Origin of the sequence: Campylobacter concisus (assembly GCF_002913545.1) — a bacterium.
Lineage (GTDB): Bacteria > Campylobacterota > Campylobacteria > Campylobacterales > Campylobacteraceae > Campylobacter_A > Campylobacter_A concisus_AV.
This window is the reverse complement of record NZ_PPBR01000124.1, coordinates 1-25,008: the sequence shown is the minus strand read 5'-3', so window position 1 is coordinate 25,008 and position 25,008 is coordinate 1. Positions and strand designations below refer to the sequence as shown.

Sequence of the window (25,008 nt, the reverse complement as noted above, 5' to 3'; positions counted from 1 at the left end):
CCTTGAGCGAAAAAAAGACTACAAAGAAGCGTCCTGCAAAAAAGAGTGCAGGTCGCTCTCATAATAAAATTTTCCTTGGTATCGGCGTCATTGCTGCTATTTTGATAGTGGCACTTATCGCAGCTCTTAGCATCAAAAACAAAGATGTTGAGCAGATAAGCAAAGTAAATGAGCTAAAGAGCGAGAAGCAAATTTCAAAAAAAGCTGAGCAAAAAGTTGCCAGCAATGATAAAAAACAAGAGTATGAGAAGAGAAAATACCCTCTAAAATTTGATGAAGATGAAAATTTAAGTAAAATTTTTACCGACCCTAAACATAAAAGCGAACTTGCTCTAAAGCCAAAAACTGAGCCAAAAGAGCAAAAAAAGATAACTCCTGAGATAAAAACTGAAGTAAAAGTAGAAACTAAAAAAGAAGAGCCAAAAAAAGAGCAAAACGATACGAAAAATTTACTTGCAAATTTATATAAAAATATGCAAAGTAGCGTAGATGCAAACCATGAAGCAAAGAGTGAAGAAAAGCCTGAGCAAAAGGTTGAGCAAAAGGTTGAGCAGGTTATCGAGCCATTTTATGCAGGCAAAAATGAGACAAAAACAGAGCAAAACAAAAGTGTTGAAGCAAATTTAAGCATAAAAGAAAATTTAAAGCATATTGAAATTTTAAAACCAGAACCTGCTAAAAAAAGCGGGATTGAGCCTAGCAAAAAAGATAAGAAGCAAATTTACAGCGAAAAACCGCAAAAAGAGAGCGCGAAAAAAGATGACTTTGCAGTTGTGCCATTTACTCCAAATAGCAGCGTAAAAGGGCGTGCAAAGCTAGTGCTAATAATCGATGATGTGGCGACATTTGAGCACGCTAGCATGGTAAAATCAATCGGTCTTAAGATAACGCCGTCCATTTTCCCAGCGACAAAAACCCATCCAGATACGCCAAACATCGCTAGAACGTTTGAGTTTTATATGATACATCTGCCGATGCAGGCAAAGCACTTTGATAGTCCAGAGATAGGCACTCTAACGATCAACGAGAGCTTTGAGAGCATGCATGAAAAGATAAAAAAGATACGCAAAGACTTCCCGCGCGCAAAATATACAAACAACCACACAGGATCACGATTTACTAGTGATTATGACGCGATGGATAAGGCATATAGAGCGCTGATAGAGCAGGGCTTTATCTTTGTTGATAGCAAGACTATCGCTCAAACAGCCGTGGCAAGGGCTGCTAAAAAGTATAATCAGCCTTACATTTCAAGAGATATATTTTTAGATGATGATCCATCAGCTGGTGCGGTTAGGCGAGAGCTTATAGCTGCTGTAAATTTAGCCAAAAAAAGGGGCTACGCGATCGCCATCGGACATCCAAAGAAAAACACGATCGCAGTGATAAAAGCTAGCAAAAACAATATCTTAAAAGATGTAGAAGTTGTTTATCTAAAAGATATTTTATGAAGCTTGAAATCATCCCAGAGGCGCTAAATAGGCTAAAAAATCCCCCAAAAGAGCTAAATTTCATAGGTGACACCTCGCTTCTTAGCATGCCAAAAGTCGCAGTCGTTGGCTCAAGAAAGGCAAGCGTTTATACAAAAGAGTGTGTCACGGCACTTTGTGCAGCGCTAAAGAGCGCAAATGTCTGCGTGGTAAGTGGTGGAGCTATCGGCGTGGATATCACGGCGCACAAGGCTGCCATGCCACGAACTATCGGCGTTTTTGCAAATGGGCTTGACATCATCTATCCAGCGCAAAATAAAGCAGCGATAAGAGAAATTTATGAAAAAGGCTTGGCTCTAAGCGAGTATGACGAGGGCGAGCCGCCGATCGCGTATAGGTTTTTAGAGAGAAACCGCATAGTTGTGGGGCTCGCGCAAGCTCTTGTGGTGGCACAAGCTGATCTAAGAAGTGGCTCGATGCAAAGTGCGAGGCTTGCAAATGAGCTTAAAATCCCTCTCTTTGTCCTGCCTCAGCGCATAAATGAGAGTAGTGGGACAAATGCTCTGCTAGCTAGTAAAAAAGCCGAGCTTATCGATGATTACGTTAAATTTGCCTCACTTTTTGGCGAGGTAAAAGTGCAAGAAAAAGTTGATGATGAGATCTTGAAATTTTGTAAAAATGGCGTTAGCCTTGATGAAGCATTGGCTAAATTTGGCGAGATCATCTATGAGTATGAGCTTGACGGGCTAGTTGAAATTTCAAATTTAAGAGTAATAAGCGCGCTATGAGAGAGAAATTTATGGCGATCGATGTTGGACTAAAGCGCATAGGGCTTGCTTTTGGCTTTGGCGAGGTCGTGACACCCCTTGAGCCAGTGCTTAGAAAAAATAGAAATCAAGCCGCAAGAGATGTAAGCCAAAAAGTAAATGAATACGCTCCAAATACGTTAGTAGTTGGCGTGCCAATCGGCGGCAGTAGCGAGGACGAGATGAGAAGGCGCATAGAACATTTTGTCTCGCTTCTTGACGTGCAGGCTAATATCGTCTATCAAGACGAAGCCTTTAGCAGCAGTGAGGCAATTGAAATTTATACAAACACAAAGCGAGATGGCAGGCTTGATAGCGTTTCAGCCACTATTATTTTAAAGAGATACCTAAAAATTTTATAAATTCCTAGCCACTATCTCCAAAGTCTCGTGCAAACTATCGCTAGTAAATGGCTGCCTAAGCGTAGTCATCTTCTCGCTTTTGATGCTTTTGGCTTCATCCTTACTGATGATGACGATGTAGAAATTCTTAAGCTTTTGATAAGTTAGTATCTCGTCAAGCCTTGCTTTGTCGCTTAGATACTCCTTTTGCACAAAGATTATGTCTGGCTTGAAAATGGCATCTTTTATATGTAAATTTAAACTCTCAAAGCTCTTTTGCCTATTGAGCTTTAGCCCATGAAAGCTTAGTTCATGGCTTATAATTGAAAATATATCTTTATCTTCACAAGCTATTATTGCATTTTTACCAGACAAGTTAGATATTTTTGAATTGCGTTTTTTGAAAGTGCCACTTTTTGGCAATGGAATATTTATATTTATACAAAAGCCATCGACTATTTGATTTATATGAGCGTTTAGTTCACTTAATAAAACATCTGCTTCATTTATGAGTTTTTTGTTTTGTTTTAATGGCACTGTTGTGCATTTTATATATATGTCAAAATGCACTGAAGTTAAACTATAATTAACTATATTAAAAATTATTGAAAGTTTTGAGTTGGTGACTTCTTTTAAATAATATCTGCTTAAATTTTTGATCGCGCCTATTAGCTTATGCGCTTCAAAGCTTAGATAGCGTGGGTAGTTTGGGTTGTAGTTAAAGACGATGGCGTTGTTTCTAGCTGTTGCGTCCTTAAAAAGTGCCTCTAAAAAAAGCTCCATTTGTGCGACAAAATCGACGTTTTTCATATCACAAGCATCCCATCGCCATAAGAGTAAAATCTATACTTTTCGCTAACTGCCGTTTCATAAATCCTCATCGTCTCTTCAAGCCCTATAAAGCTAGTAACTAGCATGATCAGCGTTGATTTTGGCAGATGAAAATTTGTTAAAAGGTAGTTTTGTCTGATTGGTCTATTATTTAAATTTAAAAATAGCTTGCAAAAGCCGCTTGTCTGCTTGCTTCTAGCAAACTCCTCCACGCATCTAGTAACCGTCGTGCCAACGCCAAGGATGGGCTTATCTGAGTTTATGATCTCTTGAGCTTTTTGGCTTAGCTCGTAAAACTCAGAGTGCATTTTGTGATCATTTATGTTGTGGCACTCCACGCCTTTAAATGTCCCAGCACCCACGTGAAGCGTGATGTAGGCGACCTCGTGCTTTGATTTTATCTGCTCTAGCATCTGCTCGCTAAAGTGCAGACTAGCTGTCGGAGCCGCAACTGCGCCGCTATTTTTGGCAAATATACTTTGATACCAGCTCTCGTCATCCTTTGTATCAGCTCTTTTTATGTATGGCGGAAGTGGGATATGGCCGATCTTTTCAAGCTCGCTAAAAAGTCGCGCCGTATCTAAAATAACTCCATCTTTGATGAAATTTACCACCCTTGAGCCATCATCATTTAGCTCAAGCACATTTACATTTATGCTATCAGCAAAATTTAAAACGCTACCGACACTTACTCTGCCCCTTATATAGACGCTAAATTTATTATCATTAAGCGGTTGATTTAGCATCACTTCGCAAGCTCCGCCGCTTTGTTTGTGTCCTAAAATGCGGGCTTTAACTACCTTTGTATTGTTAAAAATGACCGCCGCGTCCTCTGGGATGAGATTGGCTAGATCTTTAAATTTATAGTGCTTTATCTCTTTTGTTTTTTTAATATAAACAAGCAGTCTTGCCTCTTCTTTTGGCAAAACTGGCTCTTTTGCGATGAGCTCGTTAGGCAAAAAGTAGTCGTAGCTTGAGATATCGTTTATATCACTCATCGCCTGCGTCGCTGTCTGTATCGCTATCTTGTTCATCGTCTTCGCTTTTGCCAGCTCTTTTGGCGACTATGATAGAAATTCCATAAAGTCCGATGAGTGGCAGTGCCATTAAAATTTGACTTATAACATCTGGCGGTGTCACGATGGCAGCGAAGATGAAGATGACGACTACTGCGTATCTGAAGTAGTCTTTTAGCATCTTGTCATCGACAAGGCCGATCTTTGCTAAGAAAAATGTAATGACTGGTAGCTCAAATGAAATTCCAAAGCCGATCAGCAGTTTTGTAAAAAAGCCCACGTACTCGCCTATGCTTGGCAGTGCCGTAAAGAGCTGGCCGCCAAAATTTACCAAAAATGTAAAGCCAAGCGGGATGACCACGTAGTAGCAAAACGCCGCCCCGCACGCAAACATAAATGAGGCTGAAAGCACAAATGGGATCACATATTTTTTTTCATTGTCATAAAGTCCAGGTGCGACAAATAGCCAAAATTGCCAAAAAATGATAGGCAAAGCAAGCACCAAACCAGCAAAAAAGGCGACCTTCATCGCAGTGAAAAATGGCTCTTGAATTTGCGTAAAGATGATGTTCGAGCCAGCTGGCAAGACCTGTTTTAGCGGCTCGCTCATCCATGCAAGCAGTGGATTCCAAAATGTAAAACAGATGCCAAAACAGACAAAAACGCTTACTATGCTTATAAAAAGCCTCTTTCTAAGTTCGATTAAATGGGGTCTTAGCTCTTCAAACATCACGCCTCTTTTTTATCGTTTAAGATCGCATCTTTAACTAAATTTGTTGGATTTTGTATATTTTCTACCGTTTTTTTCGTGTCGCTTACGACGTTTTGAATGCTCTCAGTGACGTCGCTTGCGCTTTTTTTGATCTCGTCAAGCTCTTCAAAAGTGAGTTTTTTACGCACGCTTTGAGCGCTTTGGGTTATGCTCTCTTTATATTTTTGAGCGTCCTCTTTTAGCTCGGCTATCTTCATCTCTTGATCAAATGTTGATTTTGCGTCATTTATGCCTTTTTTAAACATCTTTAGAAATTTAGCGATCTGCACCATAGCGCTTGGCAGCTTGTCAGGGCCCAAAACTAGCACGGCGATCACGGCGATGACCAAGATCTCAGAAAAACTCATTCCAAACATTTTTGCCTCTGTTAAATTTTATTTAAGCTTTGTATTTTATCTTGACTTTGCTCAAATTTTTATAAATTTAGCCCTCGATAAAGAGTGCGATCTCGTCGCTGAGTAAGAAATTTGGGTTGTAAAATTTGCCATTTTTAAAGAGTAGTTTTTCATTTTCTACAAGTAAATTTGCTCTTTTTTTCTGAGCTTCATTTAAGCGCCCAGCCTCCACGCCTACGATGCTTCTAAGCCCTAAAAATATATGCTCTCTTGCTAGCTCGCTTTGGCTTAAAATTTCTTTTTCTCTATGCGTTGGCTGCGTGATGTAGGCGTCTATGCTACTTTTGGCGTAGTATCTGGTGCCATCCACAAAGCCCACGCTAAAAGCCCCCACGCCAAGGTAGTTTTTGCCCTGCCAGTAGCCAAGATTGTGCCTGCAAATTTCTCCAAAATTTGAAATTTCATACTGCCTAAAACCAGCTCTTTGGGTCTGCTCTATCATAAATTTAGCCAAAGTGTCGCTATCCTTTTTATAGCTTTTTTTACCAGCAAATGGAGTGTTTTCTTCAAGTGTGAGCGAGTAGGCGCTTAGATGTGTGATAGCAAGGCTTTTTAAGCTTTCAACCTCAGCCAAAAGGCGCTTTTTGGTATCAAATTTAGTGTCATAGATGAGGTCTAAATTTATATTTTTAAAGCCAGCTGCATGGGCATTTTCAACCGCTTTAAAAATTTGCTCTCTGCTATGAATGCGCCCTAGAAATTTAAGCTTATCTTCAAAAAAGCTTTGAGCGCCAAAGCTTATGCGGTTTGCACCTAAATTTTTTACATGCTTTAGCCATGCTAAATTTGCAGAATTTGGATTTGCCTCAAAGGTGATCTCAGTTTTAGGTGTGCAAAGTGGAGCTAAAATGCTAAAAATCTCATCATAAAATTTAGCATTTACCGCGCTTGGCGTGCCACCACCAAAAAATATGGTTGAAATTTCTTTTACATTTTGGCTTTTTAGCTGGAAATCTAGATCAAGGCAAAGCGCTTTAAAATATGCGCTAACCTTGCTAAATTCGTCATCGCTTGAGCCAAAGGCGCAGTATGGACACTTGCTCTCGCAAAATGGCACGTGGATATAAACTTGCAAATTTCTCTCTTTTTTAAATTTTGGCGATTATAAGAAATTTGGCATTTAGCGCAGTTTAAAAGTAGCTTTTTTGCCTTATTAGCTCGCTTGGTAAAAAGCCAAAAGTGCCTTTAAAAATTTTTGCAAAATGAGCTGCATTTGTGTAGCCAACGATGCTGGAAGCCTCTTTTATGCTGATATCATTTTGTTTTAAAAGGGCAAATGCAAGCTTTAGCCGCTCTTTTGCTAAAAGCTGATAGATCGTATCTTTGAAAAAGAGTTTGAAATTTTTCTTAAGCCAAAAGTCATTAGTGCCGCAAAGATGCGCTAGCTCCTTGATGCTTGGGGGATTTTGCATGTGAGTAAGTAAGATTTTCTTAGCCTTTAAAAGCACTTTTTCTTCGTCACTGCTAAAATAAATTTTCTCATCTTTTAAAGCTTTACTCTTATAGATAAGCTCCAAAATTTTTGACTCTATAAAGATCTCTCTCATCATACCATCATATAAATTTGTCGTCTCAAGCTCGTTTAAAACGCAAATTTGAGCCTTATCTTTTTTGTATTTTATAAGATCAAATTTCTCTTCAAATTTTAGCTCACTAAAAATTTCAAGCTTATTTGCGTAGTGTTCTTCAAAAAGCAAGGTTTTAGTTTTATAAAATTTATTTTGATATTCAAAAACGCCTTTTAAGCTATCATTTACTAGCCCTATGCAAAACTCATCCCTGCTTAAAAGATACTCTTTTTTATCAAGTTTAAAGCAAAGGTTATCTTTTGCTTCGTTAAACATCAAAAAAAGATATTTTTTATCTCCCTGGCTCTCTCTTTTGATGATTTCGTTGCATAAAATCTCGCTTTTTAGGTAGCTGATGCCATTATTTTGTTTGAAAAATTCTACATTTATCCGCTTGTTGCTTTGTGATATTTTGCTAATGCCATATCTTTTATCTAAATTTATCATTTTATCCCTTGAGCGTTAAATTTTATCCCTCTAGCGTTATGTCTGATATTGATAACGATTATTTAATTTTAGTAAAATGCGATTTAAATTTTAATAAGGAGTTTTTTGTGAGAAGTCTATTAAAAATTTCTGTTTGTGCGGCAGTTTTTATAAATTTACCGCTTTTTGCAAATGAAGATAAGGTTCTGCCAGAGGTCAAAGTAGTGAGCGCAACTGGCTTTGAGCAAAATATAAAAGACGCCCCTGCAACGCTTAGCGTCATCACTCAAGATGCGCTAGAAAAGAGAAATCACAAGGATGTTGAAAGCATGGTCAAAGACGTGCCAAGCCTTTTTGGAGCTACACTTGGTGCGGCAAATAGGCGAGGCATCTCTATAAGGGGGCTTTCGCAAAGATATACAAAGATCTTAGTAAATGGCATACCAGTGCCAGGAGATAACGCTTACAAAGGTCTAAGAAGCGTTGGAGGCTCATATAGTTTCATCCCGCCAGCAAGTGCGATAAGCCGCATCGAAGTGATACGAGGTCCTATGAGCTCACTTTATGGTAGTGACGCGTTGGGCGGCGTGATAAACATCATAACAGATGAGTTTAGTAACGACTTTCATGCAAATCTTGGCTCAAGCTATAAATTTGCAAGAAATAAAAACATAAGCGGCGAGTTTTACAACAGCCTCTATCTGCACTCTGGGCTAATAGACGATCTTTTAAGTATCTCAGTTTATGGAAAAAATTTAAACAAGTCAGAGGATAAAATCTCATACGCAAACAGAGAGCAAAAAGATAGAAATTTTGGCACGAAGCTCTTTTTTAGACCAAATGAAAACAACGACATCACGCTTGAGCTTGCAAGAAGCGATTTGAAGTATAAAAGAAGCAAAGGCAAAACTTTAGCCTCTGGCACAAATAATAGCTCAGTCGATCTTGAGCGCATAAAAGGCGATATGATAAATTTAAGCCACGAAGCAAGGCTTGATGATATCTTGCTTCAAAGCTACCTCTCTTACGGCAAGATAAAAGAGATCGCGCAACAAAATTTAACGCTAAAAACACTAAATTTTGACACAAAAGGTTCATATTTTACTGACAATAACGCCTTTACTTTAGGACTAAACGCCAAAAAAGAAAAGCTTGATGAAATGGCAACCACTGCAGATGCTGCAAATGTAAAAAGATATGACGTTTCGCTTTACGGCGAGGATGATTATCACCTTACAAAAGACTTTATCTTAAGTACTGGAGTTCGTTACAACTACGATGAGAACTATGGCTCGCACGTTTCACCAAGAATTTATGGTATCTATAGCTTCAATGACTTTTTTGCTCTAAAAGGCGGAGTTAGCACAGGATACACGACGCCTGATATCAAGCAACGCACGCAAGATCTTGCTATGCCGTTTGCTGGAGGGCTTGGAGCACAGCTTGGTAGAAGCGACCTTAAGCCAGAGACGAGCGTGAGCTATGAATTTGGCGGCGTTTATAACGACAATGAAGGCTTTGAAGCGTCGCTAACTGGCTTTTATACAAGCTTTAAAGATATGCTAGGCACCAAGCGTATCTGCACTCCAAGACCTGGCAACCCTTGCACGCATAAAGGTAAAATTTACCGACGTGGGATTTGGGAGAGTGTAAATGTCGGCAAGGCTGAAATTTACGGAGTTGAGCTAACAAATGAGTGGCAAGTCACAAACGCTCTTAGGCTAAATCAAAGCTATGTTTATACAAGATCAAAACAAAAAGATGGAACGGAGATAGGCAAAAGCTTAAACAACTATCCGCTTCATACATTTAAATTTGGAGCGAACTACGAGCTAAACAGATGGCTAAATTTCTGGTCTCAGATAAATTATTATGGTAGGAGCAAAGACTCACTTAGCTACGATGATGACATCAAACCTTACGTGATCGCTGATCTTGGCATAAACTACAACGTAACTAAAAATTTCAGCCTAAATCTAAGCGTTTATAACCTCTTTAATGAGTACTTTACGACAAGATCTGGCAGATACGACATCTTGATAGCTGACGGACAAAAGATCGAGCTTGGGTTTAACCTAAAGTTTTAAAATGATAAAAATTTTGAAAAAATTTCATCTTATCTTGGCTTTTATCTTTGCCTTGCCGCTTCTTGTGCTTAGCATTAGTGGAGCGATCATCTCGTATCACGATGAGATAATTGATATCTTTAGCAAAGATGAGGTTGTGGCTGGCAAAAAGCCTTTAGAGATAGATGAAATTTTAAAAATTTTTAGCACAAGCGAGCCAAATTTGAATCTTAGCTACCTAAAGATAAGAGCAGAGGCAAACAAGGCTTACGTCATAAGCGGAACTAGTGAAAACGGCGAGTTTGAGTCGTTTTTTGTCGATCCTTATACTGGGGAAATTTCTGGAAAAAATAGCGCAGAGAAATTTATAGGACTGGTTTTAAATTTGCATAAAAACTTAGCCCTCTCTCTTTTTAAAAATGAAAATTTGAGTAAATTTGCAAGCGAGCTAATAGCACTCTCTACACTTGCGCTACTTTTTATCTTGATAAGTGGGGCGGCGATATATTTTTGGAGATTTAGAAGCAGGGTAGGGGAGGTATTTAAACTAAATTTAAAAGCAAAGAAATTTGCATTTTTATACTCACTTCACGGCTTTTTTGGTATCTATCTTGGCGCTGTTTTAAGCGTGATTTGCATTAGTGGGCTTTACTTTTCTTATGAGAGCTTTGCTAAGGTTATAAATCAAATTTGTGGCGAAGAAAAGGTCTTTAAAAAGCCAAATTTTACAAACAAAAATGGCTTTAGCTTAAGCGATGAGCAAAAGGTGGCAAACCTTAAAAAGGCTTATGAAATTTTTATCTCTAAATTTGGAGACGAGTTTGATGCTTTAAATTTTATAGCAAATAGCGGTGGCATCAAATTTATGCTCTTTTACCTGCCAAAGGGGGCTAATGAGAGAGATGGCGTTAGGCTTTTAGTAGATACTAAAAGCGAGCAAATTTCAAAAAACGCTATGCCAAAGTCATTTGAAATTTATAAATTTATGCTTGATCTGCACGCTGGATATATCTTTGGTGAGCTTGGTAAATTTATATTTTGTCTAGCATCATGCGGTGTGGTTTTGCTACTTTTTAGTGGAGGTGTGATTTATTACAAACGGCGTAAAAACTAACTCTTATTTATCTATCTCTTAACTCTTTTTCGTTATCATCTCAAATAAAATTTTTTGGAAAAAACATGCAAAAAAAATATAGACCAAATGTAGCAGCTGTCATTTTGTCTAGCTCTTACCCTTTTAAATGCGAAATTTTAGTCGCAAAAAGGGTTGATATGGACGATATCTGGCAGTTTCCTCAAGGTGGCATAGATGAAGGCGAAAGTCCAAAACAAGCGCTAAAAAGGGAGCTTAAAGAGGAGATCGGAACTGATAAATTTGACTTCTTAGAAGAGTATCCTGAGTGGCTTAGCTACGACTTTCCAGCTAATGCATCAAAGAGATTTTATCCATTTGATGGGCAGACGCAAAAGTATTTTCTGGTTAGACTAAAAAATGGTGCGAGCATAAATTTAAAGACTGAGCATCCAGAGTTTAGCGAGTATAAATTTGTAGATATCAACAAGGCTTTAGAGGGGATAAATCACTTCAAAAAGCCTATTTATGACAAAGTTTTGAGTTATTTTAAAGAGAAAGGATATTTTTGATGTTAATCGTTCAAAAATTTGGCGGAACTAGCGTAGGCACGCTTGAGCGCATCGAAGCTGTGGCAAATAGGGTCATAGAGACTAAAAACAGCGGCGCAGACGTGGTTGTGGTAGTTTCTGCGATGAGTGGAGTTACAAATCAATTGGTTGAATATAGTGAGTATTTCTCAAAGCACCCAGACGGCGTTGCTACTGATATGCTTTTAAGCTCTGGAGAGCAAGTAACCACCGCACTTTTGACGATTGCACTTAATGCAAAAGGCTATGCGTGCGTAGGGCTAACTGGCGCAATGGCTGGGATAATAACAGATGAAATTCACACAAAAGCTAGGATAGAAAAGATAGACACCACTAGGCTAAAAGCTGAGCTAAAAGCCGGCAGGATCGTCGTCGTAGCAGGCTTTCAAGGCATAGATGACAAAGGCGATATCACCACTCTTGGCAGAGGCGGAAGCGACCTTAGCGCGGTTGCATTAGCTGGCGCGCTTGAAGCTGATCTGTGTGAAATTTTTACCGACGTTGATGGCGTTTATACGACTGATCCAAGGATAGAAAAAAAGGCAAAAAAGCTAGAAAAGATAAGCTATGACGAGATGCTTGAGCTTGCCTCTGCTGGGGCAAAAGTGCTTCAAAATCGCTCAGTCGAGCTAGCAAAAAAACTAAATGTCAAACTAATCACAAGAAGCAGTTTTAACCACAACGAAGGTACATTAATAGCAAAGGAAGATAATATGGAAGCGGTTTTAGTAAGCGGTATAGCACTAGATAAAAATCAAGCAAGAGTAACTTTAAGAGGCGTAGTCGATAAGCCTGGCATCGCAGCTGAAATTTTCACAGCTCTAGCTCATCAAAATATAAATGTAGATATGATCATCCAAAACGTAGGACACGATGGCACGACAAATTTAGGTTTTACAGTGCCACAAAACGAGCTTGACCTAGCAAAAGAGACTATGCAAAAGCTCTCAGCTGCAAAACATGTCGAGTATGACGATGCGATCGTGAAAGTCTCAGTCATTGGCGTGGGTATGAAGAGCCACAGCGGCGTAGCATGTCTAGCATTTGAGACGCTTGCAAAAGAGGGGATAAATATCCAGATGATCTCAACAAGTGAGATAAAAATTTCAATGATCGTTGATCAAAAATATGGCGAGCTCGCAGTTCGCGTGCTTCACGATGCGTATAAGTTAGATAAATAATGCAAGATTTTATCCAATGGACGCTTGAGACTATAAGAAGCGAAAGATATATGAGCTGGATGGAGGAGAAGCGCGTCGAATGGACGCCCTTACTCGCATCTAGGCTTAAATTTTTGCTTGATAGCAAGGCTTTTATAGTCATCTGCGACGATGAGCGAGAGTGGTTTGAAAACTATCTTTTAAGAAATATCAATCGCACAAAAAGCGAGCGTCCGTTTTTGCCATTTTTTAGCCTAAGATCGCTCTATCCAGCCTTTGACAGCGTCGAGACAAACGAGCAAAAGCAGCTTTTAAAAGATATGCTAAGTCTTGCCTTTCCAAATGGCTACATCTTTTTTTACATCGGCAAGAGCATAGATAAGCGTGCAAATTTAGCCAAAACTGATGAAAACAGCTATATGTGGCTCTTTGACGAGCAGGCGCAAAACAGCTTCACGCTAAGCTCGAGCGATGAAAATTTAGACATCAAACTTCTAAATTTATATAAACTTTTCGACAAGAGCATAGATGCCGTGCTCTTTGCAAAGGTGATGCTCTAAATGCTTAATAAAATCGTCATAACAAGCGATTTTGAAAAATTAAAAGTCAAGCTTGAAACCGAGTTTGGCGTAAATAATCTAAGATTTTTTATAAGCGATGATTTTTTGCTAGAAAATGCAAAAGAGGTCATCGCTGAAGCTTACATCGCCGAAAAAGATGAGAAAATTTTAGTCATAGAGGCGAAGTCTTTTCGCACTGAGGCTCAAAACGCACTTTTAAAGATAATCGAAGAGCCTCCAAGAAACATCAAATTTATAATAGTAACGCAGAGCAAAAATTTGCTTCTACCAACGATAAGATCGAGGATGCTCATAGAAAATAAGCTCACCAAAAAGCCAAAAATGAGTGTGGAGCTAAATTTAAAATCGCTCAGCCTAAAAGAGCTAACAAGCTTTATCGATCAAAAGATAGCAGAGGAGCAGGCGCAAAAATTTGGCAAAAACGAGCTAAAAGAGCTTGTGGGCGCTATCGTGACAAAGGCGGTTGATAGTGGGTATAAATTTAGCGGCGAGGAGATGGAGTATTTTTTCTCGCTCATAAAGCTTGCCGATCTAAACGCCAAGTCTCACGCCGTTTTAACGCCACTCTTGCTTACTATCTTTGAGAAAGGACGACGTTGAAATTTTATAAGATAAATAACAAAAGCGACTTTGATCAAATTTGCAAGGCTGTCTCGCCAAGCCCTGCTGGTGCGAAACTCATGCACGAAAAGAGCGAGATAAATTTTATCTTTATCGATGAGATAAAGACCCCAGCGGCAAATATCCTAAAGCAAGACGCTCTAAGTGTCGACGCCGAGCTGGTGACGCATAATGATACGATCTTGGGTCGTGAGAGCCTAAACAAAGCCTTGCTAATGGCGACAAACGCGCAGCTTAGGCAGCTAGCTAAAAAAGAGAAGCTACAAGACTTTGGGCTTAAAAAGCTTGCCGTCTTTTTAGAGACTAAATTTATAAAGCCCGCAAAGCCTCTTATAATGGGCGTTGCAAATATAAATTCAGATAGTTTTAACGAGCAAAGCCGCATAAATACGCAAAATGGCATAGCAAAAATAGAAGCGATGATCAAAGCAGGTGCAGACTACATCGACCTTGGCGGCGTTAGCTCAAGGCCAGGGAGCGAGTATTGCGGACGCGAGGAGGAGTTTAGGCGCATAAAAGATATCGTGGAGGAAATTTATAGGCTAAATTTACACGAAAAGGCGAAATTTAGCCTTGATAGCTTTGATGAGTATTGCTTAGAATTTGCGCTAAACCACGGCTTTAAGATGATAAATGACATCACGGCAAATGCAAATTTAGCCACGCTTGCTGCAAGATACGATGCCCAGTTTTGCATGATGCATATGCAAGGTGATCCTGCCACCATGCAGATTGCGCCAAAGTATAACGACCTTATCGGCGAAATAACGGACTTTTTCGAGCAAAAGATAGCCCTTGCAAGGGAACTTGGCGCTAAAAAGATAGTGCTTGATGTGGGCATTGGCTTTGGCAAGACGGCTGAGCAAAATTTGCTGCTTATTAAGCATTTGGAGCATTTTTTGAAATTTGACTGCCCGCTACTTGTTGGTGCTAGCCGCAAATCAGTGATAAATCACTACTATAAAAGCGAGGTCAAGGACCGCTTACCAGGCTCGCTTTATCTGCATCTAAAAGCCTTCGAAAACGGCGCGCAGATCATTAGAACGCACGACGTGGCAGAGCACAAGCAGCTTTTTGATATGCACGAGGCGATGAACCAAGCCACGCTTTGGTAGGGCGCTTGGCTAAAAAGAGGCTAGATGAAAAATTTACTTCCACCGCCTTGGATAAAATTTCCCCAGATTAGCCCCTTTTCTATCGGCTGGAGAATGGGCGCTGGCGAGGGTTATAAGTTTAAATTTAATGACTGGCTAAAATCGCTAAGCCAAGATGAACGTAGAGAGTATCAGCAGCTCTTTGCTGAGCCTGCGACGTGGCTTGGCTACTGGGATGAGAGACTTGGTGATGATGAGAGCACACTTTTTACTTATAATGATTTCGTGCTAGATCTTTGGGAGCGCGAGCCAAGATATGATCTAGCGTGGCTAAAAAAGCGCTACAACGCAGGTGTTGCTGGCAAGTTTTTATTATTTTGGGGTCATCAAAAGGGCGCAAGTATAAGTGCCAGCTGCCTAAGCCAGTGGTACGCTGCTAGCTTTTGGGAAGATGAGGTGAGATACGCTTGCGCCGAGCAATATATGATGGCTAAAAAGGCTGAGTGTTTTGGCGATAAAGAGGCTTTAGAGCAAATTTTATCCGCCAAAGATCCAGCGCAGATGAAGGCACTTGGCAGGCAGGTGCGTGGCTTTGATGCCAAGGTCTGGGACGAGATAAAATTTAGCGTTGTGTTAAATGCGAGCTATTTAAAATTTAGCCAAAATGCCAAGCTGCGAGAATTTTTACTCTCGACAAAGGATAAAATTTTGGTTGAGGCAAGCCCTGTTGATAAAATTTGGGGCATAGGTTTGGCCGCAAGTGATGAAAATGCGCACAATCCTATGAAGTGGCGAGGGCAAAATTTGCTTGGCTTTGCGCTGATGAGGGCGAGGGACGAGATAGCAAAGGTCTATAAAAATGTCCATTTATGCGATGAAAATGAGCTAAATTTGGATCATTTATAAAGTATGTTTAAGATAAAATGCGGTGTAAATTTGGAGCGAAAATGACAAAACAAGAGTACGAACGAGCGGTAAATACGCTAAATGCGTGGGCAAAGGCCTACTACGACGAGGACGAGCCACTTGCAAGCGATGAGGAGTATGACGCGCTATATCACGCGGTGCTTGAATATGAGAGGGCAAATCCAAGTGAAATTTCGCTATTTTCGCCGACTAAGCGAGTGGGTGGGGGCGTAAAAGAGGGCTTTAGCAAGGCAAGCCACATAAAGCGCATGTGGAGCATGGAGGATATCTTTAGCCTTGGCGAGCTTGATGCGTGGCTAAAGCGTGGCGACAAAGAGAACTTAACCTTTGTCGCTGAGCCAAAATTTGACGGAGCGAGCCTAAATTTACTCTATGAAAACGGCGTTTTAGTTAGGGCGATAACCAGAGGCGACGGCGTTACAGGCGAAGATGTGACGCAAAATGCAAGGACCATTAGCTCGGTGCCAAAGAGCATTAACTACAAAGGGCTCATTGAAATCAGGGGTGAAGTCGTCATAAGAAAAGATGACTTTGAGCTGCTAAACGCAGAGCGCGCAAAAAATGGCGAGGCGCCACTTTCAAACCCTAGAAACGCAGCCGCTGGAAGCCTTAGACAGCTCGATAGTGCGGTTACTGCAAAAAGAAAGCTACTTTTCATACCTTGGGGCGTGGGCGAGCAGAGCCTTGGGCTAAAAGATCACAGCGAAGTGATGAAATTTGTGCGTGATCTTGGCTTTGAGAGAGATGATTTTTTCAAAATTTTAAAAAAAGATGAGCTTGAGACTGCCTATAACGAGCTACTAGCCAGCCGCGAGGCAAAGAGCGTGATGATGGATGGCATGGTGATACGAGTAAATGACCTTGCGCGCTGTGAAGAGCTAGGCTACACAGTCAAATTTCCAAAATTTATGGTGGCGTTTAAATTCCCAGCCATTGAGAAGGTGACTAGGCTAAGAGATGTCGCACTTCAGGTTGGCAGAAGTGGCGTAGTAACGCCTGTTGGTGTGCTTGATGAGGTAAATATAGATGGAGCTAATGTAAAATCCGCCACCCTTCATAACTTTGACGAGATAGAGCGCCTTGGCGTCATGAAAAACGACTATATCGGCATCATCCGCTCAGGAGATGTGATACCAAAGATCACAAAGGTTTTTAAAGATAGGCGAGATGGCAGCGAGCAAGCGATTGATAGGCCTAAATTTTGCCCAGTTTGCGGCTCGCACCTGCTTGATGAAGGGGTCTTTGTGAAGTGCCAAAATTTAAGCTGCAGGGCAAGAGTGGTGGGCTCAATAATCCACTATGCATCGAAAAAATGCCTAAATATAGACGGCCTTGGCGATGCGATCGTAAATTTGCTATTTGACAAGGGGCTGATTGCTTGCATAAAAGACATCTACGGCCTTAAATTTGATGATCTCATGGCGCTTGAGGGCTTTAAAGAGAAAAAGGTAAATAACCTTTTAAATGCGATAGAGGCTAGCAAAGGTGCGGAGCTATCGCGCTTTATCACGGGTCTTGGCTGCGAGCACATCGGCGAAGTGGCGGCTAAAAAGCTAGCAAGTAGCTTTGGACTAAGCTGGCTTGATGCTAGTTTTGAGGAGCTTGTCTCGCTTGAGGGCTTTGGCGCGGAGATGGCAAATAGCCTAATTGATTTTGCCGAGGTAAATAGAGATGAAATTTTAGCACTTAGCGAGATCGTGCAGCCAAGCGTGACGCAGGTGCAGAGCATCTCAAACGCGCTAAGTGGCAAAACGGTCGTGATAACTGGCACGCTAAGTCGCCCAAGAGATGAGATAAAGGCGGAGCTTGAGAGCTTTGGCGCAAAGGTTTCTGGCTCAGTTTCTAAAAAAACGGACTTTGTGCTAGCTGGCGAGGAGGCTGGCAGTAAGCTAGAAAAAGCAAACGAGCTAGGCGTGCTGGTGATCGATGAGAGCGAATATGAGAGGTTAAAACTTGAGGTTTGATAACTACGTCGCAAGCGTTTTAAATATAAGTAGAAACAAGGCGAGCGAGCTTATAAAATCTGGCAAGGTGCTTGCAGATGGCGAAATTTGCACCAAGGTTTCAAGCGAGGTTATCGAGGCTAAAATTTCACTACTTGATGAAATTTACGTTGGGCGAGGCGCTTTGAAGCTAAAGAGCTTTTTGGAGGCGATGAAATTTGATCTAGCTGGCAAAAACACACTTGATATCGGCAGCTCAACTGGTGGCTTTATGCAAATTTTACTTGAGCGTGGCGTAAAAAGCGTGACTGGCGTCGATGTGGGCACTGATCAGCTGGACACCAGCCTAAGAGGCGATGAGCGAGTAAAAATTTATGAGAAAACTGATGTCAGGGAGTTTGCAAAAGAGAATTTAAACAAATTTGATCTGATAACCTGCGACGTGAGCTTTATCTCTTTGTCTGAAATTTTACCAGCCATTTGCGAGCTAGCAAGCGAGAATTCGCTCATCATCACGCTTTTTAAACCGCAGTTTGAAGTGGGCGTTGGCGTAAAACGCAACAAAAAAGGCGTTGTCACTGACGCTAAGGCTGTAAATTTAGCTATGAAGCGTTTTGAAGTGCTAGCAAGTAGCTTGAAATTTGAACTGATAGCTTGCAAAGAGTGCGAGGTCAAGGGAAAGGAAGGAAATGCCGAATTTTTCTACGCTTTTAACAAAAGATAACATCACTGCCGTTGCGATCGGGCACTTTGACGGCGTGCACAGGGGGCACAGGCAGCTTCTAAAGCAGCTTGGCGAGTTTGGCGGACTTGTCGTCATCGACAAAAATAAGGCAAACATAACGCCAAAGCTAAAGCGAGCCGAGTACTCAAATTATCCTTGCTTCTTGTATGATTTTGAGAGTATAAAAGGGCTTAGCGGCGAGGAATTTATCGCACTTTTGAAGAGGGATTTTAAAAATTTAAAAAAGATCGTTGTTGGGTTTGATTTTAGATTTGGCAGAAACAGAGCGTGGGACAAGCACGATCTGAAGAGGATTTTTGATGGTGAGGTGGTCGTCGTTGATGAGGTTTGCTATGACGGTATGGGCGTGCATAGCTCCTCCATCAGAGAGCTGATACGCCAAGGCAACATCGATGAGGCAAATAGGCTAATAGGCAGGGAGTACTCGATCGAGGGCAACGTGATAAAAGGGCAGGGCATCGGCGCAAAAGAGCTGGTTGCCACGCTAAATTTAGATATAAAAAGCTATCTTTTGCCGCGCGAGGGCGTCTATGCGACAAGAACGAGGATGGGCTCATACACCTATGGCTCGGTCACTTTTATAGGCAACAGACTTAGCACGGATGGAAATTTTAGCGTTGAGACGCACATCCTAGACGAGGTAGCGCCAAAAGTGACGAAGCACGTTGCTGTTTGCTTCATAAAACGTTTGCGCGATAATAAGAAATTTAATTCTCTTAGCGAGCTAAAAGAGCAGATAAAGCGCGATATAAACGAGGCTAGGCAGTGTGTGGGCGTGTGCGATCTCTTTTTTGGAGAGACGATGAGATACTTTGACGGATATGGAGCTGGTATATGAGAGATGAAATTTTTAAAGAGCCTATAAGCAAGCAGTTTGAATTTGATGACTTTGTGGCGAGCGTTTTTGATGATATGATCTCACGCTCGGTGCCGTTTTACGACGTTAGCTCAAATTTAAACGCAAAGTTGCTGGCTAAAATTTTGCCAAAATCAGCAAAAGTGTGCGACCTTGGCTGCTCTACGGCAAATAGCCTGCTTTTGCTAAATAACCTTAGAAACGATCTCGTGTTAAGCGGTGTGGATAACTCTGAGGCGATGCTAGCAAATGCTAAAAATAAGGCAAAAGCTTATGGGGCTGATATAGAGTTTATTTTGGGTGACATCTTAGAGTGCGAGCTAGAGGGCTTTGACGCTGTTTTGGCAAACTACACTTTGCAGTTTATCAGACCGCCAAAAAGAGCAAATTTGGTGCAAAAAATTTATAACGGACTAAATGAAAATGGCGTCTTTTTGTTTAGTGAAAAGATCATCTTTGAAGATAAAAAGCTCACTAAAAGCGTCATAGAAATTTACGAGGACTACAAGCAGGCGCAAGGCTACTCACGCTACGAGATCGCCCAAAAAAGGGAGGCGCTTGAAAATGTGCTTGTGCCATACACTGAAGAAGAAAATAGAAACTTAGCCCTAAATGCTGGCTTTAAGCGTGTTGAGAGCACGTTTAAATGGGGAAATTTCATGAGCTTCATTGCATTTAAGTAAAATTTTCATTTAAAAAGTGGTTATTTTTGTAAATTTAAGCTAAATCATATATATATATATAGTTACACATAAAAAATAAGGATATTTTTTATGGAACTAATACTGCAACGCATTATAGATGAAGCGAGTGAAAATTTTGGTAAAGAATTTTTAGAACACTATCTGTCTGGTAGCTTTGGCTCTATGAGCAAAAGCGAAACGGAAATTCTTATATTTCATCTACTTTCAAAACATTTTGAAATTTCATCAAACTATGAAATATCAAATTTATTAAAAATAAGTGAAACAAAGGTAAAGAATTTAACTTTAAATGCGCATTTGAGGTATCCAAGACAAAGTGGAGATGAAATAGTTAGAGAAACTCTTGTGGATATTGCTAAAAAATTTAGTGCCATCTATGATGAGCAAAAATGGGGAAGTTAAAATTCATATACAAAGTAGTGTTCAAAAGCGCGAAATGATAAATGCGATAAATAAGCTTGGTTCATTTGCTGATTATGGCTTAAATAATGAAATTCTAAAAATCAGAATAAATACTTTATTTTCTCTATTTGAAAAGTTTCTAGATAAAGAAAAATTTAAAGACACTGTTCAGATTTATCTCAAAGATAAAAAACTAAATGAAAAACAGTTTTTTGATGCACTTAATAATAGCCAAAGATTTATAGAAATGATAAAAAGATCTGATATAAAAATTAGTGATGTGATAAATACAATATTAAATTTTATTTAAAGGAGTTATTGTGAAGACTATAGGAAAAATTTTAGTCTTATCTGTTCTTGGTATGGTTGTACTTGTTACTGTTGTGTATATGTTTGGTTTAAACCAGCCTACTATACGTTACGGCAGCAGTATAGTTGAGGGGTATACTGTTTTTCAGATAGAAATGCCATCTGAAAAAGGCACAGTAGATGATGTTATTGTAAATGATGGTAATTGCCAAATAGAAAGGTTTAAAAAAGCAGACCAACGTAAATTGAGAGCTTATGCAGAGAAATATCCTGACCTTGTTGTGAATAGCGAGCAACATAGCAATTTTATAGAAAAGATGAATGGGTATGTTTTTGATAAGCTAAATGGCAAGTATGATCTATTTAACGGAGGAGCACAGATATCAGATACAGCTACTGGAAGTAATAGTAAGTATTTAGTCGTACTTAATGCTAAAAACGGGGAAAAGGTTCCTTTTTTTGACATAAAATATAAAACAAAGGAAGCTGATGAATTTTTTGATTTATTAAGTGATGATTCAAGAGCTTTATATGTCGATGTTTTCCCATCCAATAGCGTGCAAATTGTTGTTAAATGCTACAAAGATGAGCTGAAAAAAATGGTGGTCAAGACAAGTAATGGCGACTTTGATTATGATTTAAGCAAAATAAGATAAAGCCATGAAAAAAAATAGAATAATTTTATTACTAGTATGCATATTAAGTATAGTTTTGGTATGTTGCACAGATGGTGAAAATTCAAATAAAAATTCTCAAGTAAAAGATAAAATACAAGAGAGCTCAAATAAAGTAAAAGAGAAAATAGAGCAAGTTTTAAATAAGATAGAAGTGCCTGAGATTAAATTTATTCAAGGCGAAGATTGGATTTTTAAAACTCCTATATATAAAATAGCTATAACCGCGAAAGAAGATAATACAGTTATAAACGATGTTGTTGTTAATCGTGGAAATTGTATAGTAGATAAATATCGTGGTATTAACTCAAAAAAAGCACAAGAGTATGCCAATAAATATCCACAAAATGTGAAAATTGCATCCGAAAACAGCAGAATGAGGGTAGTTTATTCCATGATATTGTAATGGTTGATAAGAATAAAGGAATACTTCTTGTAGATACAAAAAATAATGAAAAAATCATAGCAAGGAGTAATATTTACAAGGCTGATAAAGAGAATATAGCTTATTTGCAAAATTTAAATGATGAGTCAAGAAGCTTATATATTGATGTATTTCCCTTAAAATTAGATTTTGCTGGAAAATATGAGCTAACAATCAATTGTGATATAGGTGATATCTTGGAGGTTGTTTTAAAAACAAATGGTGGTGATTTTAAATACACACCAACTAGGAGATATTAGTGAAAAAGACCGTTTTACTAATATCTATTACAATACTTTCACCGATGGCTACAGATAAAATTTGTGAGACTAAGCTCGACATGATTGAGAGCTGCTTATTGAAAGAGTATGAAAATGAGCGTTTAAAGGCTGACATCCCATACAAAAACAATAAAATAAATGGAGTTGTAAGAGAATACTTCTTGTCAAGTGGTAGATTGAATATAGAAAAGCATGTGACAGATGATGTTTTAAATGGAGAATTGAAAGTTTGGTATGAAAATGGACAGCTTATGGAAGCCATTAATTATAACAATGGTAAAGTATTGGATGGTCACTATAAAATATTTTACGATAATGGAAAATTAAAAAGCGAAACTTGGTTCAAAGATAATTATAAAACTGAAGAAAAATACTACAAGAAAGATGGTAAATTAAGCGTTACTATGAATTATAAAGATGGTAAATTTTTAGGCGGTCTTTGCGAAAGAGATAATATAAAAATCCCAGCAAACACTAAATGATTTTGTTGAATACTTATTGGAACAATTATCTACAATGTGCGAAAATGACTTCTTATTCTAGTTTAAATTTAGCGGGAGTTACCCGCTAAATTTACTCATTTATCGCTGCGTTTCCGTGGTGGTGGAAGTCATCGTAGATGATCTTTGAAGTTTGGAATTTCTCGCGTTTTAGCTCGCGAACTCGTAAAAATTCCTCTTCATCGATCTTTTTGATCTGGATAGCTGCTTTAAATGTCGGAGTCTTACTGATGTAGTCCCAACCGCTGCTTGTTAGCTCGTTGCAAGAGCTCTCCCAGTAGTGGAAAGTCATCTGGATGATGCCATCAGGCACGATGTCAGTTACTTCAGCTTTTACGACGATGTAGCCGTATCTACTCCAAGCTTTGATAAAGTCGCCTTGTTTTAGTCCGTATCTTTCTGCAAGCGCTGGGCTCATCTCAGCGATAGGTCCGATGCTATCTCCGCCCTCTTCGATCGCACGTGAGCGTCTTGTCATGGTGCCAACTGTGTATTGATAAACTTTTCTTGTAGTTAAAAGCTGTATCGGATACTCAGCGTCAGTCTTCTCATCGACTGAACCAGCCATGATAGGATACTCAGGCGACATATTCATCTTCTTAGCAAACTCAAGTTTTGCGCTCTCGATCTCATCAGCTTTATCCACAAAGAGGCATGGTACAAAGCGACCTTTGCCATCAGGTGTAAAGAATTTCTTATCAAGATAGAGGCTTTGACCACCCATATCATCTTCAGTTGGGCATGGCCAGTGAAGTCCGTGATATTTTTTAAGCCTATAGTAACTCATACCGCCGTAGCGTCTAGGGTCGCATTTTCTAACTTCTTCCCAAATCTCTTCTGGAGAGTTAAAGTTAAAGCCCTCTGTTGCGCCCAAACGACGTGCGATCTCGCAAACGATCCACCAGTCTTGTCTAGCATCACCTGGAGGTGTGATGACAGCTTCGTTGTGCTGGACACGGCGCTCTGCATTTGTGTAAAGACCCTCTTTTTCGCTACTTGCAACGCCAGGGAGAACGACGTCAGCTTTTAGCGAAGTCTCAGTTAAAAATAGATCTTGAACCACGTAGAAATCAACATTTGCAATGCCTTTTAAGAAGTGGTTTGTATTTGGCTCAGAGATGACTGGGTTTTCGCCGATAGTCCAGAAGAAATGAACTCTGCCATCAAGGATCGCATCAGGTACTTCAGTTTTATGGATACCTATTTTTGAGTTTAAAAATCCAGGTTCTAGGTGCCATATTTTCTCAAACCAAGCTCTTTGCTCTGGGTCGGTGACTGAGCCAAGATTTGGGAAAATGTTTGGTAAAACGCCCATGTCGCAGCAGCCTTGAACGTTCTCTTGACCTCTAAGCGGCAAGTCGCCTGTGCCAAGCTCGCAGATATTACCAGTGATCAAGAATAAATTTGATACATCACAAACTCCGCCAACACCGTGGTTGAAGTGAGTTACGCCCATGCCGTGAGTGATGACGGCTGGTTTTGTGGTGGCATACATTCTAGCAGCTGCTCTGATATCCTCTGGATTTAGCCTTGTGTATTTAGCTACGACCTCTGGGGCATAGTCTTTTACAGCTTCTTTAACGTACTCGATGCCTATTGTGTGATCTCTTACAAATTCCTCATTTACAAGGCCTTCTTCAATGATAGTGTAAAGAAGTGCGTTAATAACTGGAATGTTGTGCTCTGGCTCTAGTTGTAAGTGGATGTCTGCTCTACTTGCAAACTCAGTCTTGATAGGGTCGATAACGATCAGTTTTGCACCGCGGTTTAGTGCTCTTTGGATGTGCATAGCTGCGATTGGGTGGCCATTTTCTGGGTTTGAGCCTATCATTAATATACAGTTACTATAAGTGCCAATCTCTGTAAAGCTATTTGTGGCAGCTCCGTTTCCGATTGTTTTAGCAAGTCCTGCTACTGTCGGAGCGTGTCAAATTCTAGCGCAGTGATCGACGTTATTTGTACCAATTACAGCGCGCATTAGCTTTTGAGCGACGTAGTTGTCCTCTAATGTACAGCGTGCTGAGAAATTTCCTGCTAATGCGTCTGGACCATATTTTGCCTTGGTTTCTTTCATTTTTTCTACGACAAGATCAAGCGCCTCGTCCCAGCTTGCCTCTTCAAATTCACCATCTTTTGAAAAGACTCCGTTTTTCTTTCTAATAAGCGGCTTTGTAAGTCTGTCTGGACTTGCAACGTAGTCCCAGCCATAAAAGCCCTTTAAACATAAATTTCCTTGATTGACTGGATTGTCTTCGACGCCAGTAGCGGCACGAACGACGTTGTTTTCCACGTGCAAGGTTACTTGACAGCCTGTCCCGCAATAAGGACAGATGACTTTGCCTTCTTTCATCACTTTCTCCTTCTAATTATGCATTTTCTGCATATTTATTTTGAGTAATATTACTAGTGCGAAACTTAATCTTTTATGAAAAATTCTTTATTTAAAAAATAAATTTTAATTTTAAGTTATATTT

General features: G+C 39.8%; 28 protein-coding genes. 21 read left to right on the top strand and 7 right to left on the bottom strand.

What is annotated here, in order from left to right:
• Positions 1-2: 2 nt before the first annotated feature.
• The 3 genes from CYP05_RS08735 to ruvX are packed head-to-tail and all read left to right on the top strand — an operon-like array spanning position 3 to position 2,598.
• Positions 3-1,451: a divergent polysaccharide deacetylase family protein gene (locus CYP05_RS08735; RefSeq protein ID WP_103642648.1), complete on the top strand. Its 1,449-nt coding sequence runs from the start codon at positions 3-5 to the stop codon at positions 1,449-1,451.
• Positions 1,448-2,218 (top strand): DNA-processing protein DprA, encoded by a 771-nt coding sequence (locus CYP05_RS08730; protein ID WP_103607183.1) that lies wholly within the window; start codon positions 1,448-1,450, stop codon positions 2,216-2,218. The genes CYP05_RS08735 and CYP05_RS08730 overlap by 4 nt, the downstream gene beginning before the upstream one ends.
• Positions 2,215-2,598, top strand: coding sequence for a Holliday junction resolvase RuvX (gene ruvX, locus CYP05_RS08725; protein ID WP_103642647.1), 384 nt, complete (start codon positions 2,215-2,217; stop codon positions 2,596-2,598). The genes CYP05_RS08730 and ruvX overlap by 4 nt, the downstream gene beginning before the upstream one ends.
• Here ruvX and CYP05_RS08720 read toward each other — a convergent pair.
• The 6 genes from CYP05_RS08720 to CYP05_RS08690 form a co-directional block, all read right to left on the bottom strand.
• On the bottom strand, positions 2,593-3,387 hold the full coding sequence (locus CYP05_RS08720) for a hypothetical protein (protein ID WP_103642646.1): 795 nt from the start codon (positions 3,385-3,387) through the stop codon (positions 2,593-2,595). The genes ruvX and CYP05_RS08720 overlap by 6 nt on opposite strands.
• Complete coding sequence (queA, locus tag CYP05_RS08715; protein WP_103642722.1) at positions 3,384-4,406, bottom strand: tRNA preQ1(34) S-adenosylmethionine ribosyltransferase-isomerase QueA; 1,023 nt, start codon at positions 4,404-4,406, stop codon at positions 3,384-3,386. The genes CYP05_RS08720 and queA overlap by 4 nt, the downstream gene beginning before the upstream one ends.
• Positions 4,399-5,154 (bottom strand): twin-arginine translocase subunit TatC, encoded by a 756-nt coding sequence (tatC, locus tag CYP05_RS08710; RefSeq protein ID WP_103642645.1) that lies wholly within the window; start codon positions 5,152-5,154, stop codon positions 4,399-4,401. The genes queA and tatC overlap by 8 nt, the downstream gene beginning before the upstream one ends.
• Positions 5,154-5,552: a Sec-independent protein translocase protein TatB gene (gene tatB / locus CYP05_RS08705; protein ID WP_012140063.1), complete on the bottom strand. Its 399-nt coding sequence runs from the start codon at positions 5,550-5,552 to the stop codon at positions 5,154-5,156. The genes tatC and tatB overlap by 1 nt, the downstream gene beginning before the upstream one ends.
• A gap of 67 nt (positions 5,553-5,619) precedes the next feature.
• Positions 5,620-6,666: a radical SAM family heme chaperone HemW gene (gene hemW, locus CYP05_RS08695; RefSeq protein ID WP_103642644.1), complete on the bottom strand. Its 1,047-nt coding sequence runs from the start codon at positions 6,664-6,666 to the stop codon at positions 5,620-5,622.
• Between the two features lie 55 nt (positions 6,667-6,721).
• Positions 6,722-7,606, bottom strand: coding sequence for a helix-turn-helix domain-containing protein (locus CYP05_RS08690; RefSeq protein ID WP_103642643.1), 885 nt, complete (start codon positions 7,604-7,606; stop codon positions 6,722-6,724).
• A 107-nt stretch (positions 7,607-7,713) separates the two neighbouring features.
• Between CYP05_RS08690 and CYP05_RS08685 the strand changes: the two genes are divergently transcribed.
• The 18 genes from CYP05_RS08685 (at position 7,714) to CYP05_RS08605 (ending at position 22,516) form a co-directional block, all read left to right on the top strand.
• Positions 7,714-9,672, top strand: coding sequence for a TonB-dependent receptor domain-containing protein (locus CYP05_RS08685; RefSeq protein ID WP_103642642.1), 1,959 nt, complete (start codon positions 7,714-7,716; stop codon positions 9,670-9,672).
• 1 nt (position 9,673) lies between these two features.
• Positions 9,674-10,765 carry a PepSY-associated TM helix domain-containing protein gene (locus tag CYP05_RS08680; RefSeq protein ID WP_103642641.1) on the top strand — a complete coding sequence of 364 codons (1,092 nt, stop codon included), beginning with the start codon at positions 9,674-9,676 and terminating at the stop codon, positions 10,763-10,765.
• Between the two features lie 65 nt (positions 10,766-10,830).
• Complete coding sequence (locus CYP05_RS08675; RefSeq protein WP_009294160.1) at positions 10,831-11,295, top strand: RNA pyrophosphohydrolase; 465 nt, start codon at positions 10,831-10,833, stop codon at positions 11,293-11,295.
• The gene (locus CYP05_RS08670) at positions 11,295-12,494 is read left to right on the top strand and encodes an aspartate kinase (protein WP_002939482.1); all 1,200 of its coding nucleotides are present in this window, start codon (positions 11,295-11,297) and stop codon (positions 12,492-12,494) included. The genes CYP05_RS08675 and CYP05_RS08670 overlap by 1 nt, the downstream gene beginning before the upstream one ends.
• Complete coding sequence (locus CYP05_RS08665; RefSeq protein WP_004317778.1) at positions 12,494-13,033, top strand: HobA family DNA replication regulator; 540 nt, start codon at positions 12,494-12,496, stop codon at positions 13,031-13,033. The genes CYP05_RS08670 and CYP05_RS08665 overlap by 1 nt, the downstream gene beginning before the upstream one ends.
• On the top strand, positions 13,034-13,654 hold the full coding sequence (locus CYP05_RS08660) for a DNA polymerase III subunit delta' (RefSeq protein WP_103642640.1): 621 nt from the start codon (positions 13,034-13,036) through the stop codon (positions 13,652-13,654).
• Positions 13,651-14,790 (top strand): dihydropteroate synthase, encoded by a 1,140-nt coding sequence (folP, locus tag CYP05_RS08655; protein ID WP_103642639.1) that lies wholly within the window; start codon positions 13,651-13,653, stop codon positions 14,788-14,790. Before CYP05_RS08660 ends, folP begins: the two co-directional genes overlap by 4 nt.
• A gap of 24 nt (positions 14,791-14,814) precedes the next feature.
• Positions 14,815-15,675, top strand: coding sequence for an NADAR family protein (locus CYP05_RS08650; RefSeq protein ID WP_103642638.1), 861 nt, complete (start codon positions 14,815-14,817; stop codon positions 15,673-15,675).
• A gap of 41 nt (positions 15,676-15,716) precedes the next feature.
• The gene (ligA, locus tag CYP05_RS08645; protein WP_103642637.1) at positions 15,717-17,660 is read left to right on the top strand and encodes an NAD-dependent DNA ligase LigA; all 1,944 of its coding nucleotides are present in this window, start codon (positions 15,717-15,719) and stop codon (positions 17,658-17,660) included.
• On the top strand, positions 17,650-18,363 hold the full coding sequence (gene tlyA, locus CYP05_RS08640) for a 23S rRNA (cytidine-2'-O)-methyltransferase TlyA (RefSeq protein ID WP_103642636.1): 714 nt from the start codon (positions 17,650-17,652) through the stop codon (positions 18,361-18,363). Before ligA ends, tlyA begins: the two co-directional genes overlap by 11 nt.
• Positions 18,329-19,222 (top strand): bifunctional riboflavin kinase/FAD synthetase, encoded by an 894-nt coding sequence (locus CYP05_RS08635; protein ID WP_103642635.1) that lies wholly within the window; start codon positions 18,329-18,331, stop codon positions 19,220-19,222. The genes tlyA and CYP05_RS08635 overlap by 35 nt, the downstream gene beginning before the upstream one ends.
• Positions 19,219-19,923, top strand: coding sequence for a carboxy-S-adenosyl-L-methionine synthase CmoA (cmoA, locus tag CYP05_RS08630; RefSeq protein ID WP_103642634.1), 705 nt, complete (start codon positions 19,219-19,221; stop codon positions 19,921-19,923). The genes CYP05_RS08635 and cmoA overlap by 4 nt, the downstream gene beginning before the upstream one ends.
• A gap of 90 nt (positions 19,924-20,013) precedes the next feature.
• On the top strand, positions 20,014-20,346 hold the full coding sequence (locus CYP05_RS10030; RefSeq protein ID WP_181001199.1) for a hypothetical protein: 333 nt from the start codon (positions 20,014-20,016) through the stop codon (positions 20,344-20,346).
• Between the two features lie 34 nt (positions 20,347-20,380).
• On the top strand, positions 20,381-20,656 hold the full coding sequence (locus CYP05_RS10025) for a hypothetical protein (RefSeq protein ID WP_181001198.1): 276 nt from the start codon (positions 20,381-20,383) through the stop codon (positions 20,654-20,656).
• A 10-nt stretch (positions 20,657-20,666) separates the two neighbouring features.
• Positions 20,667-21,311: a hypothetical protein gene (locus CYP05_RS08620; RefSeq protein ID WP_103642633.1), complete on the top strand. Its 645-nt coding sequence runs from the start codon at positions 20,667-20,669 to the stop codon at positions 21,309-21,311.
• 4 nt (positions 21,312-21,315) lie between these two features.
• The gene (locus CYP05_RS08615; protein WP_103642632.1) at positions 21,316-21,735 is read left to right on the top strand and encodes a hypothetical protein; all 420 of its coding nucleotides are present in this window, start codon (positions 21,316-21,318) and stop codon (positions 21,733-21,735) included.
• Positions 21,735-22,013, top strand: coding sequence for a hypothetical protein (locus CYP05_RS08610; protein ID WP_103642631.1), 279 nt, complete (start codon positions 21,735-21,737; stop codon positions 22,011-22,013). The genes CYP05_RS08615 and CYP05_RS08610 overlap by 1 nt, the downstream gene beginning before the upstream one ends.
• On the top strand, positions 22,013-22,516 hold the full coding sequence (locus CYP05_RS08605; protein ID WP_103642630.1) for a toxin-antitoxin system YwqK family antitoxin: 504 nt from the start codon (positions 22,013-22,015) through the stop codon (positions 22,514-22,516). The genes CYP05_RS08610 and CYP05_RS08605 overlap by 1 nt, the downstream gene beginning before the upstream one ends.
• A 91-nt stretch (positions 22,517-22,607) precedes the next feature.
• On the opposite strand, the gene fdhF is transcribed toward CYP05_RS08605, so the two are convergent.
• A complete protein-coding gene (fdhF, locus tag CYP05_RS10295; protein ID WP_346311065.1) occupies positions 22,608-24,884 on the bottom strand; it encodes a formate dehydrogenase subunit alpha in 2,277 nt (758 codons plus the stop codon).
• Between the last annotated feature and the right edge of the window lie 124 nt (positions 24,885-25,008).

Bases quoted from the DNA above. Each gene is read 5' to 3' on its own strand.
- CYP05_RS08680 (WP_103642641.1), top strand. From the start codon at position 9,674: ATGATAAAAATTTTGAAAAAATTTCATCTTATCTTGGCTTTTATCTTT.
- CYP05_RS08610 (WP_103642631.1), top strand. From the start codon at position 21,735: ATGGTTGATAAGAATAAAGGAATACTTCTTGTAGATACAAAAAATAAT.
- CYP05_RS08665 (WP_004317778.1), top strand. From the start codon at position 12,494: ATGCAAGATTTTATCCAATGGACGCTTGAGACTATAAGAAGCGAAAGA.
- tatC (WP_103642645.1), bottom strand. From the start codon at position 5,154: ATGTTTGAAGAGCTAAGACCCCATTTAATCGAACTTAGAAAGAGGCTT.
- CYP05_RS10030 (WP_181001199.1), top strand. From the start codon at position 20,014: ATGGAACTAATACTGCAACGCATTATAGATGAAGCGAGTGAAAATTTT.
- CYP05_RS10025 (WP_181001198.1), top strand. From the start codon at position 20,381: ATGATAAATGCGATAAATAAGCTTGGTTCATTTGCTGATTATGGCTTA.
- tatB (WP_012140063.1), bottom strand. From the start codon at position 5,552: ATGTTTGGAATGAGTTTTTCTGAGATCTTGGTCATCGCCGTGATCGCC.
- CYP05_RS08675 (WP_009294160.1), top strand. From the start codon at position 10,831: ATGCAAAAAAAATATAGACCAAATGTAGCAGCTGTCATTTTGTCTAGC.
- CYP05_RS08670 (WP_002939482.1), top strand. From the start codon at position 11,295: ATGTTAATCGTTCAAAAATTTGGCGGAACTAGCGTAGGCACGCTTGAG.
- ruvX (WP_103642647.1), top strand. From the start codon at position 2,215: ATGAGAGAGAAATTTATGGCGATCGATGTTGGACTAAAGCGCATAGGG.
- CYP05_RS08690 (WP_103642643.1), bottom strand. From the start codon at position 7,606: ATGATAAATTTAGATAAAAGATATGGCATTAGCAAAATATCACAAAGC.
- CYP05_RS08615 (WP_103642632.1), top strand. From the start codon at position 21,316: ATGAAAAAAAATAGAATAATTTTATTACTAGTATGCATATTAAGTATA.
- cmoA (WP_103642634.1), top strand. From the start codon at position 19,219: ATGAGAGATGAAATTTTTAAAGAGCCTATAAGCAAGCAGTTTGAATTT.
- CYP05_RS08650 (WP_103642638.1), top strand. From the start codon at position 14,815: ATGAAAAATTTACTTCCACCGCCTTGGATAAAATTTCCCCAGATTAGC.
- CYP05_RS08635 (WP_103642635.1), top strand. From the start codon at position 18,329: ATGCCGAATTTTTCTACGCTTTTAACAAAAGATAACATCACTGCCGTT.
- ligA (WP_103642637.1), top strand. From the start codon at position 15,717: ATGACAAAACAAGAGTACGAACGAGCGGTAAATACGCTAAATGCGTGG.
- queA (WP_103642722.1), bottom strand. From the start codon at position 4,406: ATGAGTGATATAAACGATATCTCAAGCTACGACTACTTTTTGCCTAAC.
- CYP05_RS08660 (WP_103642640.1), top strand. From the start codon at position 13,034: ATGCTTAATAAAATCGTCATAACAAGCGATTTTGAAAAATTAAAAGTC.
- CYP05_RS08720 (WP_103642646.1), bottom strand. From the start codon at position 3,387: ATGAAAAACGTCGATTTTGTCGCACAAATGGAGCTTTTTTTAGAGGCA.
- CYP05_RS08730 (WP_103607183.1), top strand. From the start codon at position 1,448: ATGAAGCTTGAAATCATCCCAGAGGCGCTAAATAGGCTAAAAAATCCC.